This is a genomic window from Brucella daejeonensis, from assembly GCF_014199265.1.
GTDB lineage: Bacteria > Pseudomonadota > Alphaproteobacteria > Rhizobiales > Rhizobiaceae > Brucella > Brucella daejeonensis.
Map to the genome: position 1 here is coordinate 39,138 of NZ_JACIJG010000010.1, position 16,727 is coordinate 55,864.

Below are 16,727 nucleotides of genomic sequence, written 5' to 3' on the forward strand. Positions count from 1 at the left end.
CGGGCTTATTTTTTGGGTGTAAGCTTCAAAAGTCGTCCCGGACTGTCATCCTCGATCAGCCAGACCGCACCGTCGGGACCGATGGCCACGTCGCGAATGCGGTTGTCCATATCGAAGCGCTCCACCTCGTCGGCATTGCCGTCCTTGTCGATTGCCACCCGCACCAGCGCCATGGAGGCAAGCCCTCCGATGAGCGCTGAACCGTGCCAGTCGGGAAACAAGGCCCCTTCATGGAAGGCAAGCCCCGCCGGGGCGATCACCGGCGTCCAGTAAACCAGCGGCGGCTCGAATTCGGGCCGCGTGCTGTGGCGCGGGATCGGCCTGCCGCTATAATTGTCGCCATTGGAGACGAGCGGCCAGCCGTAATTGAGACCGGGCTTGACGAGATTGAATTCGTCGCCGCCGCGCGGCCCCATCTCGTGCTCGAAGAGCTTGCCGTCCGGCCCGAAAGCAAGCCCGTACGGGTTGCGGTGGCCGGTGGTCCATGTCAGCGCCCTTATGCCGCCCTCGTCCGCATGGGGATTGTCGACAGGCACGGAACCGTCAAGGTTCATGCGCAGGATCTTGCCCTTCGGAGCCTCGTCATCCTGTGCGCTCGCCGGTTCCATCCGGTCGCCGACGGAGAAAAACAGATGCCTGCCGTCCGGCGCGAAGGCGATGATTCCGCCCGGTTGTCCGCCGCGCGCGGCCACATCCTGTTTCCAGATCGTCTTTCGCTGCTTAAGCGCAGCCTTGCCATCGCCCTCGTCCAGCACGGCCCGCGCCAGAACCACGCTGCTGCCGCGCGCCGCCGGTTCGTTATAGGAGAAATAGACCGCCCCGCTTTTTTCGAAATCGGGAGCAGGCGCGATATCGAGAAGGCCGTTCTGACCGCCGAAAGCGACCTGCGGCACACCGCCGACCCCGGTCCTGTCGCCCGACTGGGTGACGATGAAAATCCTGCCGCCCTTCTCGGTCAGAAGAAGCCTGCCATCGGGCAGAAAGGCGATTGCCCAGGGCGTGTCGAACTCGGCAATGGCCGCAACGGCAAACGGCATTTCGGCTTTGGCTTCCCGCCCGCCCGCATTGACGCTCGCCGCCCAAGCCATCTGGGAGAGCGGCGGAACCGACGCGGCGAGCATCAATGACAGGCTTAAAAGAACGCGGCGCATGTCTCCACCCTTCGCAAAACCTCGACTGCTTCTGATAGATGGGACCTGGCCCGCCAATGTCAAAGATCGACATTTCCCAGTCACTAGGGTCAGGACCTAAACCGTTTAAAAAATTTTCAATCGTTTCAATGACTTGCGCTTGCCACAGTTTTAACCAACACTCGCGAAATCTCTGACAGAAGGAACATTGCAAATGACCGAACGTCTTGAAGATATTGCGGTTTCCCTGATTGCGAAGGGCAAGGGCATTCTCGCTGCCGACGAAAGCTCTGGCACCATCAAGAAGCGCTTCGATGCCATTCATCTCGCCTCGACGGAGGACACGCGCCGCGATTATCGCGAGATGCTGTTCCGTTCCGACGAGGCGATGAGGAATCATATTTCGGGCGTCATCCTCTATGACGAAACCATCCGGCAACAGGCACGAGATGGCACGCCCCTGGTCGAGATCATCCGCGGATCTGGCGCCATTGCCGGCATCAAGGTCGATGCGGGCGCCAAGCCGCTCGCCGGTTTCGAAGGAGAAACCATCACCGAAGGGCTGGACGGCCTGCGCGAACGGCTGAACGAATATCACGGGCTGGGCGCCCGCTTCGCCAAATGGCGCGGGGTGATCTCCATTTCGCAAAGCCTGCCGACATGGGGGGCGGTCAGGCAGAACGCGCAGGCGCTCGCCCGCTATGCCGCGCTGTGTCAGGAGGCGGGCATCGTGCCGATTGTCGAGCCGGAAGTGCTGATGGACGGCCAGCCGGGCGACCATTCCATCGACCGTTGCTACGATGTGACGGAATGGGTTCTCAAGACGGTGTTTTCGGAACTTTACGATGCGCGCGTGAAGCTCGAAGGCATGATCCTCAAGCCGAACATGGTCATCGACGGCAAGAACGCCCGCAAGGCGTCCGTCGAGGAAATCGCGGAAAAGACCGTACGCTGCTTCCGCGACACGGTTCCGGCAGCAGTGCCCGGCATCGCCTTCCTTTCGGGCGGCCAGACCGGCGAGGAAGCAACCGCGCATCTGTCCGCGATGAATGCGAGCTTCGACATGCCGTGGAAGATGACCTTCTCCTATGGTCGCGCCTTGCAGGCGGCGGCGCTGGAAGCATGGGGCGGGAAGGACGAGAATGTCGCCGCCGGCCAGCGCGCCTTTGCCCACCGGGCAAAGATGAACGGCCTTGCCGCAACCGGCGGCTGGAAGAAGGAACTGGAAATGGCGGCCTAAAGCATGTCTCCCGAAAGTGGAAACCGCCTACGCGGGGAAATCAGTCCACTGGACTGATTTCCAATCCCGCTTCGACGGGATAAAGACATGCGTCAAGAAAACTTAAAATGTGCCGCCTGAATATGATTGAACGCGACACGCTTTAAGCCGCCCTTTTCATCCTTCGTGCAGGTGATAGCCGACTGCCAGCGTCATCACCAGAATGGCGATGACGGCGATTTTCCAGAAATCGCCGCGTCGCTTCAGTCCGGGCAGGCCGAGCGGTTTGACGATATGCAGGCCCATCAGAAGAACCAGCAGCATGGGCAGGATTTTGGTCACGAGGCACCTCTCTGTCCTCTTGTGACGCAGTCGCGCCGTTACTGCAAGGCGCTGAAGGCCTGTTCCAAACGGCTGCGACCCTGCCTCTCCATCTTAAGTTTCATGGACGAGCCCCGGCCCGGCGGCGTAAACTGCATTCAGGAGGAGATGGATGCGCGGGGAGGAGATGGGCCGGAGGAGGCCGATCCCGCGCTTTGTCACCGGATAATCACCACGCGACAGCACTCCGCACCGGAGTGGAGTCGACGTGCGCTTCGGGAGGAAAAGCATGACTTCGAAATATGCCGAAACCTATCAATCATGGCGGAACGATCCTGAAGGCTTCTGGGCCGGTGCGGCCGGGGCCATCGACTGGTTCAAGCCGTGGGATCGGGTTTTCGCGGGCGAGGAAGGCGTCTATGGCCGATGGTACACCGGCGCCGAATGCAATACCTGCTACAACGCGCTCGACCGCCATGTCGCCAACGGGCGCGGCGATCAGGTCGCGCTGATCTATGAAAGCCCCGTTACGGGCACAGCGCGGAAGTTCACCTATCGCGAGCTTCTGGAAGAAGTGGAGGCGCTTGCCGCCGTCATGCTGGACAATGGCGTGACGAAGGGCGACCGCGTGCTCATCTATATGCCGATGGTGCCGGAAGCCGCGATCGCGATGCTTGCTTCCGCGCGCATCGGCGCCATTCATTCCGTCGTCTTCGGCGGCTTCGCAGCACATGAACTGGCAACGCGCATCGATGACGCGCAGCCCGTCATGATCATCGCGGCCTCCTGCGGCATAGAGCCCGCGCGCGTGGTGCCCTATCAGGCCATGCTCGACAAGGCGATCGCCGAAGCCCGTCACAAGGTTCCTCATTGCATTATTCTGCAACGCCCCCAGCATGGACACGAACCTGTCGCGGGGCGCGACATCGATTATCGCGAAGCCGTGGATGCCGCCCGCGGCCGTCATGTTCCCTGCACGCCCGTCGCCGCCACAGACCCGCTCTATGTGCTCTACACCTCCGGCACCACCGGTGAGCCGAAAGGCGTCGTCCGCGACAATGGCGGGCACATGGTGGCGCTTGACTGGTCGATGAGAAATGTCTTCGGCGTCAAGCCAGGGCAGGTCTGGTGGGCGGCATCGGATGTAGGCTGGGTGGTCGGCCATTCCTATATCGTCTATGCGCCGCTGCTCATCGGCGCGACCAGCATTCTTTTCGAGGGCAAGCCCGTCGGCACGCCGGATGCGGGCGAATATTGGCGCATCATCGCAGAGCATGGCGTGGAGGTGATGTTCACCGCGCCAACCGCGCTGCGCGCCATCAAGAAGGAGGACGCCGACGGACGCTTTGTCAAAAACTACGACCTGTCCAGATTCCGCGCCCTTTACCTTGCCGGAGAGCGCGCCGACCCGGACACGATCCACTGGGCGGAAGACCTGCTCGGCTGTCCCGTGATCGACCATTGGTGGCAGACGGAAAGCGGCTGGCCCATGGTAGCCAATCCGCTCGGCCTCGGCCTTCTCGAAACCAGATATGGTTCGCCTTCCGTCTGCCTTCCCGGTTACGACATCCGCGTGCTGGACGACGGGGGCCATGAAGTCGAACGCGGAACGCTCGGCAATATCCTCATCAAGCTGCCGCTTCCGCCCGGCTGCCTGCCGACGCTGTGGAATGCCGACGAGCGTTTTCGCAAGGCCTATCTCAACGAGTTTCCGGGCTACTACAAGACCGCCGATGCGGGCTATATGGACGAGGACGGCTATCTCTACATCATGAGCCGCACCGACGACATCATCAATGTCGCGGGCCATCGCCTCTCGACCGGGGCGATGGAAGAGGTTCTCTCCAGCCATCCCGACGTGGCGGAATGCGCGGTGCTCGGCATCTCGGACGCCCTGAAGGGACAGGTGCCCTGCGGCTTTCTCGTGCTGAAATCCAATATCGACCGCGACCCGCAGGAAGTCGAGAAGGAGTGCGTCAGCATGATTCGCGACGCCATCGGTCCGGTCGCCGCCTTCCGGCTGGCGCTGACCGTCAAGCGCCTGCCCAAGACCCGCTCCGGCAAGATTTTGCGCTCGACCATCCAGAAGATTGCCGATGGCGAGGCATGGAAAATGCCCGCCACCATCGACGATCCGGCCATTCTGGATGAAATCGGCGCGGTACTGCGCGAGCGCCATATCGGTCTCGCCTTCGCCTGATCCGAAGGCGCGTTACTATTGACCGGCGGTTTCCGCCGGTCCACTCTCCATGCGAAATGGAGAACATATCATGCAATTAGAAGGCAAGGTGGCCATCGTTACCGGTGCTGCCCGCGGTATCGGTTACGCCATCGCAAAGCGTTTCCTGACGGACGGCGCAAGCGTCGTCCTTTCGGATGTAGACAATGCCGCCGCCACACGCGCCGCCAGGGACCTCGAACAGTTCGGCACCGTGCATCCCATGGCGGCGGATGTGGGTGACAAGCTCGACGTTCACAATCTCCTCACCCATACCGTCACAACGCTGGGCGAGATCGACATTCTGGTGAACAATGCCGGGATCGCCCATGAGGCGGATTTTCTCGACCTGAAGGAAGACGATTTCGACCGCGTGATGCGGGTCAATCTCAAGGGCGCCTTTCTGTGCAGTCAGGCGGTCGCCAGAGGCATGGTGGCGCGTGTCGAAGCGGGCGGCGAGGCTGGAACGATCATCAACATTTCCTCGGTCAACGGCCTGTATGGCCTGCCGGACCAACTGGCCTATTCCGTTTCCAAGGGCGGGCTGGACCAGCTGACACGCGCCATGGCGGTGGGACTGGCGAAATGGGGAATTCGCGTCAACGCAATCGGTCCCGGCTCCATCGAGACCGACATGTTTTGCGCGGTAGACCAGGATGCCGAAACGCGCAGCGAGATACTGTCCCGCACGCCGCTGGGGCGAATCGGCCAGACATCTGAAATCGCTTCGATCGCGGCCTTTCTGGCCTCGCGGGACGCAAGCTATGTAACGGGCCAGACCATCTATGCGGATGGCGGACGCCTGCCGCTTTGCTACACCGCCGCGCCGCCGTTCAAGCCCTGAACGGGCGATTGCGATCCGCCGCCAACGGGTTGATAATGAGGCCATTCGCTCCTGACAGATAGCTGTCAGGAGGAGTGTGCGATACTGCGTATCCAAGGATGAGGGAGTTATCACCATGGCACTCGCAATCGCACCGCTGCTCGCGGTTATCAGGGAATACAGGCGCAGGCAGAACGAACGCCGCTGGTTTATCCGTACCCAACGGGCAATCGACAACCTGCCGAAGGACCTGCGCAAGGATCTGGGCTGGCCGGATCGCTACCTGGAACAGCGAGCGACAAAATACTGTAACGGAGAGTGAGAACGGAATGCGCCGCGCAGACCGCCTTTTCCAGATCGTCCAGCATCTGCGCGGTGGCAGGCTTGTCACCGCGCGGCAACTGGCCGAACGGCTGGAAGTCTCCGAACGCACCATCTACCGCGACATTTCCGACCTGCAATCGACCGGCGTTCCCATCGATGGCGAAGCGGGTGTCGGCTATATTCTGCGGCAGGGCTTCGAGCTTCCGCCGCTCATGTTCACGCGTGACGAAATCGTCGCGCTTGTCGCCGGAGCACGCCTCATCCGTGCCTGGGGCGGCGTTTCCATGGCGCGCGGGGCCGAGGAAGCCCTGGTCAAGATCGAGGCCGTTCTGCCCAAGGAAGAGCGCGCCCGCATCACCGGCACGCAGATTCATGCGCCGACAGCCCGCATCAGCATGGACGAACGCCGCATCATCGACGCGGTGGAGCGCGCCGTCGATCAGGGCAATGTGCTCAACATCCGCTATCGCGATCTCGAACTGCGCGAAAGCCAGCGCGACATCCGTCCGCTCGGCCTGTGGTTCTGGGGCAAGGTGTGGACGGTTATCGGCTGGTGCGAACTGCGTAACGCCTTCCGCACCTTCCGCACCGACCGGATCGTCGAGGCAAGCAATGCAGGCCGCATCTTCCGCGCCGAGCGCGGCAAGACGCTGGCCGACTTTTATCGTCTCATGGAAATGAGCGAGTACAACGCCTTCAAGGATTAGAGCATTTCCAGCAAAAGTGCGAAGCGGTTTTGCGTGGGATAATGCGAAAAAACAAATAGTTGGAGCGGTTCCAACGATTCAGTCAAAACAGGAACCGCCCCAACCTGTAGAGGCGAATCATTTTGAAGAAACAAAAAACCCGCCGGACCGGCGGGTTTTTCGTACAATCGGGGAAAGCGCTTATTCTTCGTCTTCTTCGTCGTCTGTGCTGGGCCCCTTGAGCGACGAGAGCTTGGCAAAGACCTTGTCCGCGTCGAGCTCTTCTTCCGCAGGCTGCTCGTCGCGATAGTCGAAATTCTCGGTCGCGGAGGCCGGCAGCAGGGTGCTGTCGGATTCAGGCGTTGCCGGACGATTGCGCGAGGCGCGTTCGACTTCGATGTCGAGATCGATCTGCGAGCAAAGACCGAGCGTAACCGGGTCCATCGCGGTCAGGTTGGCCGAGTTCCAGTGCGTGCGGTTGCGAATCTGCTCGATGGTCGACTTGGTCGTGCCGATCAGGCGGGAAACCTGCGCATCCTTCAGTTCGGGATGGTTGCGCACCAGCCAGAGAATCGCGTTCGGGCGATCCTGACGCTTGGAAAGCGGCGTATAGCGCGGCCCCTTGCGCTTGGCTTCCGGCACGCGGACCTTGGGTTCGGACAGCTTGAGGCGGTAATAGGGGTCCTTTTCGCCCTTCGCGATTTCTTCGCGCGAAATCTGTCCGGTGATAACGGGGTCCAGACCCTTGATGCCCTGCGAAGCTTCACCATCGGCAATAGCCTTCACTTCCAGCGGGTGCAGCTTGCAGAAAGCGGCAATCTGGTCAAAGGACAGAGCCGTGTTATCGACAAGCCAGACGGCCGTTGCCTTCGGCATAAGAAGCTGGGTGGCCATTAGATATAATCCTTCTGTTCGTCCGCTCCGGTGGCGCGGGACGTGGGCAAAACCACAATTTCCGGGAAATCACGGCCTATATATAGGTTTTTTATCGCCAGAGCAAGAATGGCCCGTCCGATATCCGTCCGCGGTATTTCGGGCGAAATTTCAGGCGATATCGAGCACGATCTTGCCGATATGCCGCCCCTCCTCCATACGCTCATGGGCGCGCCAGGCGTCTTTCAGCGAGAAGATCATGTCCATGACCGGCGCGACGCGGCGCTGCGCCAGAAGCGGCCAGACCTTCGCCTCCAGTTCGCGGGCAATATCGGCCTTGACCTCCACCGGACGCACGCGTAGCGTCGAGCCGGTATGGACGAGGCGCTTGGTCATCAGGATCGCGAAATTGGCCGTCGCCTTGGCCCCGTTGAGAAAAGCGATCTGCACGATGCGCCCGTCTTCCGCCGCCGCCCGGTAGTTGCGATCGACATAATCGCCGCCCACCATGTCGAGAATCACATTCACCCCCTTGCCGCCGGTCATTTCCTTCACGACCTCGACAAAATCCTCCTCGCGATAATTGACGGCCCGGTCCGCGCCGAGCTTCAGGCAGGCATCGCATTTATCCTTCGACCCGGCGGTGGCGATGACCGTCGCGCCAAATGCCTTGGCAAGCTGGATCGCCGTCGTGCCGATGCCGGAAGAGCCGCCATGAACGAGAAACGTGTCGCCTTCCTTCAGCCCGCCGCGCTCGAAGACATTATGCCAGACGGTGAAGAAGGTTTCGGGGATCGCCGCAGCCTCGATATAACCGTAACCGGCGGGGAGAGGCAGCGCATTGGTTTCATGCACGACCGCATATTCGGCATAGCCGCCGCCCGCCAGAATCGCCAGAACCTGATCACCCTTCCTGTACCGCTTCACCCCGCTGCCGACGGCAACGATATCGCCCGCGATTTCCAGCCCCGGAATGTCCGATGCACCGGGCGGCGGCGCATAATGGCCCTGCCGCTGCAACACGTCGGGCCGGTTGATCCCCGCCGCTCGCACCCGCACCAGAATTTCGCCTGCCTTCGGCTCGGGGACCGATCTTTGAACGGGACGGAGCATATGTGGCCCGCCCGGCGCCGATATTTCGATGGCGGTCATCTGGGAAGGAAGATCAGCCGTCATGTTCAAAAACTCCGTTCAGGTTTCTGGCCGGCATCGGGACGTTGTCGCCGCCGACACGACCGCAGAAATGCCCCAATGTCCCAATCAAAAGGCGGTATGCCGGATGCAAGGACGCCATTAGGGAAATCGTCATCGATTTCTCCAAATATATATGCGAGGATTCAAGGTGTTAAATCTTTTCTGAGCCATCATTGACCACGGAGGACGGCTATGAGCGGTTTCGATGAGGATGTGGTGAAGCCCCGCAACGGCGTGGCGCTGAGCGAGGAGGAACTGTCGCTGCTTTCGGTGACCGAGATCGACCAGCGCATCGCCCTGCTGCAATCCGAAATAGAGCGGCTGAAAGCGGAGCGGCTCAAAAAGGGCGACAGTCGCGCCGCCGCCGAAGCTTTGTTCCGATAGGCACCGCACCCAAACGGCTTCGGATTTCGGATATTCCATTCGGGCCAGACTTTCAGACCAGACTTTCAGGCCAAACTTTCAGGCCAAACTTTCAGGCCAAATTTTCAGGAATTGAGTTTTGCGCATTTACATTCAGGTTCTAGCCCTCCTCTGCGGCACTGCCTTTCTCCTGATGGCGTCCGGTCTGCACGGGCTTCTCCTGCCGCTTCGCGGCGGCGTGGAAGGTTTTTCCGTGACCTCGCTCGGTATGCTCGGCACCACCTGGGCCGGCGGCTTCGTTGCCGGCTGTCTGTTTGCGCCGCGCCTCGTGCGGCGCGTGGGCCATGTACGCGCCTTCGGCTGCTTCGCCGCATCGGCTGCGATCATCGCGCTCCTTTCAGGCGTCTTCGTGGATGCAACGATCTGGGTGATCCTGCGCACCTTCACCGGCTTTTCCATGGCCGGAGCCTTCATGGTCATTGAAAGCTGGCTGAACGAACGCGCCACCAACGAATCCCGCGGCAAGATTTTCGGCATGTATATGATGGTCAATTACGGGGCGACCATGTCGGGCCAGATGCTGGTCGCGGCGGGCGATGTGCGCTCCGACCATCTTTTCATGATCTCCGGCATCTTTTTCTGCCTCGCGCTGATACCGACCGCCGTATCGACCGCCGTCAGCCCGCGACCGCTTACCGAAGTGCAGCTCGACCTCAAGGCGCTCTATCGCAACTCGCCCGCAGCCTTTGTGGGCTGCATCCTGATCGGCATCGCCAATGGCGCCTGGGGCACGCTCGGCGCCGTCTTCGGCGCGAAATCGGGCATATCGACCACCGAGATCGCATTGATGGTCAGCGTGACCATTGCGGCGGGCGCGCTGATGCAAATTCCGATCGGCCGCATTTCCGATCTGGTGGACCGGCGATTTGTGCTGGCAAGCGTCGCCGCGCTGGCCGCGCTCGTCGGCCTCACCGTCTTTCTGGTCGGCCCGTCGAGCGGCTCCGTCATTATCGCAATGACCGGCTGTTACGGCGCTCTGGCCTATGCGCTCTATCCCGTCGCCGTCGCCCATGCGAACGATCATGCGACGTCGGAAAATTTCGTGAAAGTTTCGAGCGGTCTTCTGCTGCTCTACGGCTTCGGCACCATGCTCGGCCCGCTTCTCGCTGCGGCGGCGATGGATATTTTCTGGCCGTCCGGCCTCTTCGCCGTCACCATGCTGGCGCATATTTCCATCACCGGCTATGCGCTCTTCCGTTCCCGCCAGCGCGCTTCCGTCCCCAAGGAGGAAAAGGAACAGTTCAAGAGCATGCCCTCGACGCGCAGCGCCACGCCTGAGGCCATGACACTCGATCCGAGAGCGGAAACAGAAGGCTGAAAAAATACACCGCCGCCGCCGGACCGATCAGAAATTCATACGTATATTATCGGGAACATGACCGGATCGGCGCCGGGCCGATGTTCGGCGGCTGTCGCACAGCCGCCAAGTGACGGTGACCGAAACCTTCCGGTCCACCGAGGTCCTTCTATGGTTCATATCGTCGGGCTGAAATGCCGCCAGAGGCAGCGCTTAGTGCCGTGTCACCTGGGATCTCAGTTTCTCAATCTGGTCCTTGAGCATGAGCTTCTTGCGTTTGAGAGATGCAACGTGCAGATCGTCCATTGCCGGTGACGCCACGGCTTCGGAAATTTCCTGCTCCAGAGCGCCGTGCTTCTTTTCGAGCGTGGCAAGATGGGACTCGATAGCCATCATCAGATCTCCTTTGGTTGATTTCCTCGGTTTGCGGGACAACATGGACCTCGTTTGCCCATTGCCCGCCTTACAACCTGCATGAACGCCCGGCACATCTCCTGATTTCCGGGCCAGACACGCAGTCCCGGCTGCCAACAAATGCGGTGTTTGGTCGCCTTCGACAGCCGCATCTGTGACAGAACCATGACAGTTTGGCATGAGTTTGATGCAAAGTCGATTTTGTCGTGGTAGCATTTTCCTGATGCGAAAAATGTGATAAGGGCTTCGCCCGAAACGGGCTGATGCCGGGCCTCTGGATGGTTCGGCGCGGCCCGTAAAACTATCAACGAAACGGGGCACGCATGTCCGATCAGGAACAGGCCGAAATCAGATTGGCCGTCGCACGTCTGAAACAGGAACACGCGGACTTCGATGCGGCCATCAACGCCATGATGGCGGTCGGCTGCGACCAGTTGCGCATCCAGCGCATGAAAAAGAAAAAACTCGCGATCAAGGACAAGCTGCAGGAGATGGAAGATCGGGTGATCCCCGACATCATCGCCTGAACACGTTGAACCATGCATGAGAGAGCCGGGGTCCGCCCGGCTTTGTCATTTCAAAACCACACAAACGCATATGAAAAGCGGAGCAGAAAGATCAATGAGCGTTACCGCCGACGTCGCCATCATCATGGGTAGCCAGTCCGACTGGGAGACCATGCGCCATGCAGCAGACACACTGGAGGCGCTCGGCATTTCCTTCGACGCCCGGATCGTTTCCGCGCATCGCACCCCTGACCGGCTCGTCGCCTTTGCCAAGGGCGCCAAGGCGGAAGGCTTCAAGGTCGTGATCGCCGGTGCGGGCGGCGCGGCGCACCTGCCCGGCATGGCCGCGGCCATGACGCCGCTTCCCGTCTTCGGCGTTCCCGTCCAGTCCAAAGCACTGTCGGGCCAGGACTCGCTCCTTTCCATCGTGCAGATGCCGGCAGGCATTCCCGTCGGCACGCTCGCCATCGGGCGCGCGGGCGCGGTCAACGCAGCGCTTCTCGCCGCCGCCGTGCTGGCGCTCCACGACGACGCCCTTGCCGCCCGCCTCGATGAATGGCGCATGGCACAGACGGAAAGCGTCGCCGAACGCCCTTCGAACGAAGCCTGAGCGACGAGACGGAAAATGGACATGACAGCTCTCAAGCCCGGTTCCACCATCGGCATCATCGGCGGAGGCCAGCTCGGGCGAATGCTCGCCATGGCGGCGGCGCGCCTCGGTTATGAAACGGTCATTCTGGAACCCCAGGCAGACTGCCCGGCGGCGCAGGCCGCCAATCGCCAGATCGTCGCCGCCTACGACGATGCGGAAGCTCTGGCCCAGCTCGCCGCCGCTTCCGACGTCGTGACCTATGAATTCGAGAACGTGCCGGTCAGCGCCGCAGACATGCTTGCCGAAAAGGCGCTCGTTTTCCCCCCGCCCGCAGCGCTTGAAATTTCGCAGGACCGCTTCACCGAAAAACAGTTCCTCAACGAAAGCGGTATCGAGACGGCGCCATGGCGTCTGGTGGACGACGAGGAAACGCTGATCGCCGCGCTCGGCGCGCTTGGGCAGCGCGGCATTCTCAAGACGCGGCGGCTCGGCTATGACGGCAAGGGGCAGGTGCGCCTGACCTCGCTCGATGAGACAGAAGCGCGCAATGCCATCGCGGCGATCAAGGAGGCTCCGGCAATTCTGGAAGGCCTTGTCGCATTCGAACGCGAAGTGTCTGTCATCGCCGCCCGCGACCGCGGTGGCAATGTCGCCATATTCGATATCGCTGAAAACGTGCACGGGAACGGCATCCTCGCCACGTCCACCGTGCCCGCCGCGATCACGCCGCAGACGGCAGGGGCCGCCCGCAGCGCCGCCGAAAAACTGTTGCACGCGCTCGATTATGTCGGCGTGCTGGGGCTCGAATTCTTCGTGTTGAAGGACGGCACGCTTCTGGCCAACGAATTTGCGCCGCGCGTGCACAATTCCGGCCACTGGACGGAAGCGGCCTGCGCCATTTCGCAGTTCGAACAGCATATTCGCGCCGTGGCGGGACTCCCGCTCGGCGAGACGGTCCGTCATTCCGACTGCGTGATGGAAAACCTGATCGGAGACGATATCGAAAAGGTACCGGCGATTCTCATGGAGAAGAACGCCGTGCTGCACCTTTACGGTAAAAAGGAAGCGCGTCCGGGCCGCAAGATGGGCCATGTGACCCGCATCACGCCGCGCGTCGCATAAGCCGTGCCGGGAATCGCGCCGATTCCCGGCCATTCAGGCCCACGCCCCGATAATTTCGGGGCTTCGGCCCCTGAATCTGCGGCGCGGGAGTTGACATTTGCCTGAAATATTGTGTATTTCGGCCAACCCTTCGGGCACCTGACCGTGCCTGTGATCAAATGGCGCCTTGGGCGCCTGTTTTTATGAAGCCCCGCGGCATCTGCACGTCAACGGGCCAACAAGACCGGTGATTGACATGAAGATCAAGAATTCGCTTAAAGCGCTCAAGGCCCGTCATCGCGACTGCCAGCTCGTCCGCCGCAAGGGCCGCGTTTACATCATCAATAAGACCGCCCCGCGCTTCAAGGCTCGTCAGGGCTGATCTTATTCCAGTTTTGCATTGACGTTTCGCTGCGCATGATAAAACTTATGCGTATGCGGAACGTTTTTGCATGTCTGGCCTTTATTTTTGCTGTCGCGGCGCCCGGCTTCGCGATTTCTCTCGCCCGCGCTGAGATATCGCCGGGAAAACTGCCCCTGACGGCGCCGCTGGAACCGGTCCAGATCGGACCGGACAGTGCGCAGAAGGCAAAGCCGGAAAAGCCTGCCCCCATGGCGGAGCAGACGCCTGAAGAGCGTCTGGACAAGCTCTTTACCGAACTGCGCCGGACAACGGATGAAGCCAGGGCACGCCGCATCGCGTCACAGATCAACACCTTGTGGTCCCAGTCGGGCAGCGCCACGGTCGATCTTCTGATGCAATGGGCGAACAAGGCGATGCTGGAGCATCGCTATCCCTCGGCCATCGATTTCCTGAATGAAGCGATAGCGCTCAATCCCGACTATGCGGAAGCGTGGAATCGCCGCGCGACGGTTTATTTCCTGAAAAAAGACTACGCCCACTCCATGTATGACATCAGTCGCACGCTGGAGCTTGAACCGCGTCACTACGGGGCGCTGACCGGCATGGCCGCGATCCTGCGCCTGCGCGGTCTGAAGGAACAGGCCATGAAGGCCTACGAGCAGGCCCTCATCATCTATCCGATGATGCGCGACGCCCAGAAGAGCTTCAACGATCTCGCCGACGAACTGACCGACACGCGGACCTGATTCCTTTTTCCCCCTACCAGCCCCCGCCTATAAAACAAAACGCGCCCCGAAGGAGCGCGTTTTCTGGATGCCGTCCGCCAAGACTGGATGAGATTCCGGTTGTGGCGAGCCGAAAATGGTGGAGTTTGAGACCCGGCGCGCAGCGTACCTGAAGGTACGTGAGCACCGGAAGCGAAAACCACGCCATTTGCAGGCCGTCACGGACGGAATATCGTCAGTCTAGTGTGGCGAATCCGAAATTCGTATCACTTTGGAGCAGTGTTGCGAACGAATTTCGGATTCAAAGCCACACTAGCAAGATATTGAATCTAGTGTGGTTTACGGATTTGAAGTTCCTAAACGTAGATGCCAGGCAAATGATAGGAACTTCAAATCGACCACACTAGATGCCGGTGTGACCGTCGGCGCCTATATAGGCGATGCGGAGCATGTTGGTGGAACCGGGGGTGCCGAAAGGGACACCGGCGGTGATGATGATGCGGTCGCCAGCCTTGCCGAATTCCTCGTCGCAGACGATTTCGCAGGCATGGTTCACCATGTCTTCGAGATCGTGCGCATCGTCGGTGACGACACAGTGCAGGCCCCAGACGAGCGAAAGGCGGCGCGCGGTGTCCACGATGGGCGACAGCGCGATGATCGGCGTGCGCGGGCGCTCGCGGGCGGCGCGCAGGCCGGTCGTGCCGGAAGCCGTATAGGTGACGATGGCCGACAGTTTCAGCGTTTCGGCGATCTGGCGAGCGGCAAGCGAGATGGCGTCGGCGCCGGTCGGTTCCGGCATGGCGCGCTGTGCATCGATAATGGTCGAATAGGTCGGCTCGCGCTCCACCTGCTCCGCAATGCGGTTCATGGTGGAGACAGCTTCGACCGGATACTGGCCGGAAGCGGATTCCGCCGACAGCATGATCGCGTCGGCGCCTTCGAACACGGCCGTCGCAACGTCCGACACTTCGGCGCGGGTCGGAACCGGAGCAGTAATCATCGATTCCAGCATCTGCGTGGCGACGACGACCGGCTTGCCCGCGCGGCGCGCCTTGCGGGTGATCTGCTTCTGGATGCCGGGAACGCTTTCGAGCGGCACTTCCACGCCGAGATCGCCACGGGCGACCATCAGCGCATCGGACAGTTCGATGATCTCGTCGAGGCGCGTGACGGCCTGCGGCTTCTCGATCTTCGACATCAGCCCGACCTTGCCGCGCGACACCTTGCGCACTTCGGCCAGATCTTCCGGGCGCTGGATGAAGGAAAGCGCAACCCAGTCGATTTCTTCTTTCAGGACGGCGTCGAGATCCTTGCGGTCCTTGTCGGTCAGCGCACCGACGCCGAGCGTCGTATCCGGCAGACTGACGCCCTTGCGGTCGGAAATGCGCGTGCCCGAGACCACCGTGCAGCGGATGGACTTGCCGTCGCTGGCTTCGGCAACCAGATGCAGCTTGCCGTCATCGATCAGCAGCCGATGGCCCGGCTCGACGGCTTCCAGAATTTCGGGATGCGGAAGATAGACACGGGTGTCGTCGCCGGGCGCTTCATTATTGTCGAGTGTGAAGGTCTGGCCGGGAACGAGATCGACCTTACCGTCCTTGAACTTTCCCACGCGCAGTTTCGGGCCCTGAAGATCGGCCAGAATGCCGATCGGGCGCCCCAGTTCCTTTTCCACATTGCGGATGCGCTTGACGAGAGTACGCATCAGGTCATGATCGGCATGGCTCATATTGATGCGGAAGACATCCGCGCCTGCCTCAAACAGCTTGCGGATGATGGCTTCCTCGCCTGACGCCGGCCCCAGCGTGGCGAGAATCTTGACCTTGCGGTTGCGCTTCATTGACTATTCGTTCCTGTAACGGTGGGATTTTCGGTCGGCGTTTCATCGGTGAGCTGAACCATCCAGCTCGATTGCTCTCCGGTGTCGTATTCCTGGAAGCCATTGCGCTGGAAACCGCGGGCAAAGCAATCCTGGACGCCCGTAATGCGGAATTCCTTTTCGGCCACGCACATATTGACCTTGCCCTCCCAGCGCCCGCCTCCCTGGGCATCTTCTGCATAAAGGTAATAATAGCGTGAAGAGAGCGGACCTTCGAGCAATGTTTTGCAGGCAGCGCCTTCGATATGCCACCAGCCTTCGGTCACCCAGCCGGTCTTGGCCCTGTAGCCGATGGCCACGCCAACCATGTTCTGGGTCGCGTTGCATACACGGAAATCGGCGCGCGCCTCAATGGAGGTCATACCCAGCGCACTCAGCACTATTCCGGCAAACAAAGCTAGAGAGTGTGGAAATCGCATTCGCCGAACCCCTTCAGCCCGCTATCGCTTTTATATTGTACGATTTGCATCGCACCTGTAACCCGGTACCGGGTCGCTCTCTTTTCGGCAGTTTCGCCTTTGATGTCAACGCAGTCCGGTGGAGAACGGGCACCATTGGCCCAAGAATGATCATTGCAATCCCGGCTTTCTCATGACAGACGTGAAACAGCTTCTTGCAGACCAACGAAATAATTCCCC

General features: G+C 60.7%; 20 protein-coding genes. 12 read left to right on the plus strand and 8 right to left on the minus strand.

Features of this window, described 5'->3' with window-relative positions:
- Window positions 1–5: 5 nt before the first annotated feature.
- Entirely contained in the window at window positions 6–1,151 is a 1,146-nt protein-coding gene (locus tag FHS76_RS13735) for a PQQ-dependent sugar dehydrogenase (RefSeq protein ID WP_183653573.1), read from the minus strand.
- A gap of 193 nt (window positions 1,152–1,344) precedes the next feature.
- On the opposite strand from FHS76_RS13735, the gene FHS76_RS13740 reads away from it, so the two are divergent.
- Window positions 1,345–2,370, plus strand: coding sequence for a class I fructose-bisphosphate aldolase (locus FHS76_RS13740; protein ID WP_183653576.1), 1,026 nt, complete (start codon window positions 1,345–1,347; stop codon window positions 2,368–2,370).
- Window positions 2,371–2,526: 156 nt separating this feature from the next.
- Here FHS76_RS13740 and FHS76_RS13745 read toward each other — a convergent pair whose 3' ends face one another.
- Window positions 2,527–2,691, minus strand: coding sequence for a hypothetical protein (locus FHS76_RS13745; RefSeq protein WP_183653579.1), 165 nt, complete (start codon window positions 2,689–2,691; stop codon window positions 2,527–2,529).
- 268 nt (window positions 2,692–2,959) lie between these two features.
- On the opposite strand from FHS76_RS13745, the gene FHS76_RS13750 reads away from it, so the two are divergent.
- From FHS76_RS13750 to FHS76_RS13765, 4 genes are all read left to right on the plus strand, one after another.
- A complete protein-coding gene (locus FHS76_RS13750; RefSeq protein ID WP_183653582.1) occupies window positions 2,960–4,870 on the plus strand; it encodes a propionyl-CoA synthetase in 1,911 nt (636 codons plus the stop codon).
- A gap of 70 nt (window positions 4,871–4,940) precedes the next feature.
- Window positions 4,941–5,732: an SDR family NAD(P)-dependent oxidoreductase gene (locus FHS76_RS13755; RefSeq protein ID WP_183653584.1), complete on the plus strand. Its 792-nt coding sequence runs from the start codon at window positions 4,941–4,943 to the stop codon at window positions 5,730–5,732.
- Between the two features lie 115 nt (window positions 5,733–5,847).
- Window positions 5,848–6,033, plus strand: a complete 186-nt coding sequence (locus FHS76_RS13760; protein WP_183653587.1) for a hypothetical protein — start codon at window positions 5,848–5,850, stop codon at window positions 6,031–6,033.
- A gap of 7 nt (window positions 6,034–6,040) precedes the next feature.
- Window positions 6,041–6,742, plus strand: coding sequence for a helix-turn-helix transcriptional regulator (locus FHS76_RS13765; RefSeq protein ID WP_183653590.1), 702 nt, complete (start codon window positions 6,041–6,043; stop codon window positions 6,740–6,742).
- Between the two features lie 180 nt (window positions 6,743–6,922).
- Here the strand turns inward: FHS76_RS13765 and FHS76_RS13770 are convergent, their stop codons facing one another.
- The 3 genes from FHS76_RS13770 to FHS76_RS13780 form a co-directional block, all read right to left on the minus strand.
- Window positions 6,923–7,615, minus strand: a complete 693-nt coding sequence (locus FHS76_RS13770; RefSeq protein ID WP_183653593.1) for a DUF1013 domain-containing protein — start codon at window positions 7,613–7,615, stop codon at window positions 6,923–6,925.
- 150 nt (window positions 7,616–7,765) lie between these two features.
- Window positions 7,766–8,770 carry an NAD(P)H-quinone oxidoreductase gene (locus tag FHS76_RS13775; RefSeq protein WP_183653596.1) on the minus strand — a complete coding sequence of 335 codons (1,005 nt, stop codon included), beginning with the start codon at window positions 8,768–8,770 and terminating at the stop codon, window positions 7,766–7,768.
- On the minus strand, window positions 8,760–8,903 hold the full coding sequence (locus FHS76_RS13780; RefSeq protein WP_183653599.1) for a hypothetical protein: 144 nt from the start codon (window positions 8,901–8,903) through the stop codon (window positions 8,760–8,762). Before FHS76_RS13780 ends, FHS76_RS13775 begins: the two co-directional genes overlap by 11 nt.
- 77 nt (window positions 8,904–8,980) lie before the next feature.
- Between FHS76_RS13780 and FHS76_RS13785 the strand changes: the two genes are divergently transcribed.
- Complete coding sequence (locus FHS76_RS13785) at window positions 8,981–9,172, plus strand: DUF1192 family protein (RefSeq protein ID WP_183653602.1); 192 nt, start codon at window positions 8,981–8,983, stop codon at window positions 9,170–9,172.
- Between the two features lie 118 nt (window positions 9,173–9,290).
- A complete protein-coding gene (locus tag FHS76_RS13790) occupies window positions 9,291–10,529 on the plus strand; it encodes an MFS transporter (protein ID WP_183653605.1) in 1,239 nt (412 codons plus the stop codon).
- A 192-nt stretch (window positions 10,530–10,721) separates the two neighbouring features.
- Here the strand turns inward: FHS76_RS13790 and FHS76_RS13795 are convergent, their stop codons facing one another.
- Window positions 10,722–10,904 carry a YdcH family protein gene (locus FHS76_RS13795; protein WP_181153345.1) on the minus strand — a complete coding sequence of 61 codons (183 nt, stop codon included), beginning with the start codon at window positions 10,902–10,904 and terminating at the stop codon, window positions 10,722–10,724.
- 341 nt (window positions 10,905–11,245) lie between these two features.
- On the opposite strand from FHS76_RS13795, the gene FHS76_RS13800 reads away from it, so the two are divergent.
- The 5 genes from FHS76_RS13800 to FHS76_RS13820 all read left to right on the plus strand — a co-directional run bounded on the left by FHS76_RS13800 (window position 11,246) and on the right by FHS76_RS13820 (window position 14,231).
- A complete protein-coding gene (locus tag FHS76_RS13800) occupies window positions 11,246–11,449 on the plus strand; it encodes a YdcH family protein (RefSeq protein ID WP_183653608.1) in 204 nt (67 codons plus the stop codon).
- A 94-nt stretch (window positions 11,450–11,543) separates the two neighbouring features.
- Window positions 11,544–12,038 carry a 5-(carboxyamino)imidazole ribonucleotide mutase gene (gene purE, locus FHS76_RS13805; protein WP_183653611.1) on the plus strand — a complete coding sequence of 165 codons (495 nt, stop codon included), beginning with the start codon at window positions 11,544–11,546 and terminating at the stop codon, window positions 12,036–12,038.
- A 15-nt stretch (window positions 12,039–12,053) separates the two neighbouring features.
- Window positions 12,054–13,142, plus strand: a complete 1,089-nt coding sequence (locus FHS76_RS13810) for a 5-(carboxyamino)imidazole ribonucleotide synthase (protein WP_183653614.1) — start codon at window positions 12,054–12,056, stop codon at window positions 13,140–13,142.
- A gap of 235 nt (window positions 13,143–13,377) precedes the next feature.
- On the plus strand, window positions 13,378–13,503 hold the full coding sequence (gene ykgO, locus FHS76_RS13815; protein WP_002967908.1) for a type B 50S ribosomal protein L36: 126 nt from the start codon (window positions 13,378–13,380) through the stop codon (window positions 13,501–13,503).
- A gap of 35 nt (window positions 13,504–13,538) precedes the next feature.
- Window positions 13,539–14,231, plus strand: a complete 693-nt coding sequence (locus FHS76_RS13820) for a tetratricopeptide repeat protein (protein WP_183653617.1) — start codon at window positions 13,539–13,541, stop codon at window positions 14,229–14,231.
- Between the two features lie 382 nt (window positions 14,232–14,613).
- On the opposite strand, the gene pyk is transcribed toward FHS76_RS13820, so the two are convergent.
- Together pyk and FHS76_RS13830 are read right to left on the minus strand one after the other, a co-directional pair.
- The gene (gene pyk / locus FHS76_RS13825; RefSeq protein WP_183653619.1) at window positions 14,614–16,050 is read right to left on the minus strand and encodes a pyruvate kinase; all 1,437 of its coding nucleotides are present in this window, start codon (window positions 16,048–16,050) and stop codon (window positions 14,614–14,616) included.
- A complete protein-coding gene (locus FHS76_RS13830) occupies window positions 16,047–16,508 on the minus strand; it encodes a DUF1036 domain-containing protein (RefSeq protein ID WP_183653622.1) in 462 nt (153 codons plus the stop codon). The genes pyk and FHS76_RS13830 overlap by 4 nt, the downstream gene beginning before the upstream one ends.
- Between the last annotated feature and the right edge of the window lie 219 nt (window positions 16,509–16,727).